The organism is Tsukamurella soli, assembly GCF_039541155.1.
Lineage (GTDB): Bacteria > Actinomycetota > Actinomycetes > Mycobacteriales > Mycobacteriaceae > Tsukamurella > Tsukamurella soli.
On sequence record NZ_BAABFR010000225.1, the window covers coordinates 1 to 1,690 of the forward strand.

General features: G+C 69.3%; 1 protein-coding gene. It reads left to right on the forward strand.

All coding sequences use genetic code 11. The features are described 5' to 3' along the window. The first annotated feature begins 124 nt into the window (after positions 1-124). Complete coding sequence (locus ABD908_RS27230) at positions 125-1,519, forward strand: IS1380 family transposase (protein WP_345002016.1); 1,395 nt, start codon at positions 125-127, stop codon at positions 1,517-1,519. The last annotated feature ends 171 nt before the right edge of the window (positions 1,520-1,690 follow it).

Sequence of the window (1,690 nt, forward strand, 5' to 3'; positions counted from 1 at the left end):
CTAGCCTCAGCCTTTCATCGAAATTCGTTGGCGGGCCGTGTCGTTGATGAGAGAAGGTGCCCTGAGCTGGGAGAATAGCGGTTACCACACCTGCTGTTCCACCCGACTGAGGAGCACCTTCTTGGTGAGCAAGTCTACGTCCCCGTACCCGAACCCTGCTGTCGACACGGCCGAAACGGCTCTGGTGTCCCACGCGGGCACGACGGTCCTGGTGCGGACGGCGGAAAAGATCGGCCTGACCAGCACGTTGAGTACCGCGCTGGCGCCGTGGCGGCCGCGGCTGGCGGTGCACGACCCGGGGAAGATCCTCCTCGATGTGGCGGTGTCGATCGCTGTGGGTGGGGACTGCCTGGCAGATCTGAACCAGCTCCGCGCCGAGCCCGGCCTGTTCGGTGCGGTCGCCTCCGACCCGACCGTCTCCCGCCTGGTCACCCGGCTGGCCGACGACCCGACCCGCGCACTGGCGGCGATCACCGACGCCCGCGCGCAGGCCCGCGCCCGGGCGTGGAACCTCGCCGGCGACCTCAGCCCCGACCACGGCATCAGCGACGAGCGGCCGTTGGTGATCGACCTCGATGCGACGTTGGTGACCGCACACTCGGACAAACAGTCGGCGGCACCGAATTTCAAACGCGGCTTCGGATTCCACCCGTTGTGCGCGTTCGCCGACCACGGCACCAACGGCACCGGCGAACCCCTCGCGATCGTACTGCGGCCGGGGAACGCCGGATCGAACACCGCCGCCGACCACATCACCGTCCTCAGGGCGGCCCTCGCCCAGCTCCCCGGGAAGCCCGGGTATCGGGTCGGGCGCAGGGTGCTGGTCCGCGCCGACGCCGGCGGCGGCACCCACGAGTTCCTCGACCACCTCGCCAAGCGCAGGTTGTCGTACTCGATCGGGTTCGGCCTCACGGACACGATCACGGCCGCGGTCGACGAGGTCCCCGACCCGGGATGGATACCGGCGATCGACGACGACACCGGGCGACTGCGGGACGGGGCGAAGGTGTGCGAACTCACCGGCATGGTGGATCTGAGCGGTTGGCCTGCCGGGATGCGGCTGATCGTGCGCGCCGAACGCCCGCACCCCGGCGCGCAGTTGCGGTTCACCGACCGCGACGGGCTGCGACTGACCGGATTCGTCACCGGCAGCCGCGGCCCGATCGAACGCCTGGAACTACGGCACCGGCGCCGGGCCCGCTGCGAGGACCGCATCCGCAACCTCAAAGACACCGGGCTGCGCAACCTGCCGCTGCACGGCTTCGACCAGAACCGGATCTGGGTCGCCCTCGTCCAACTCGCCGCGGATCTGATCGCGTGGACGCAGATGCTCGCCCTCACCGATCACCCAGCTCGCAGGTGGGAACCGAAACGGTTGCGACACCGCTTGTTCCGCATCGCCGGGAAGATCACCCGGCACGCCCGCCGACTCCGCCTGCACCTACCGGGCGGCGCCCCACACACCGCGCTGCTCATGACCGCGCTCACCCGTCTGGGCGCGCTGCCCGTCCCGACCTGACACCACCGTCGCCACTGCCACTACATGAAAGACACTGCGGGACTGTGGAACCCGACGCCACCCGGCGACACCGGGCCACCACACCATGCCCAACCCGCGCGAACCGCGCCAGAAACAGCAATCCGAAACCGATCAGGCCGACGCGTGCCCCTCACGAAAGATCGAGGCTAG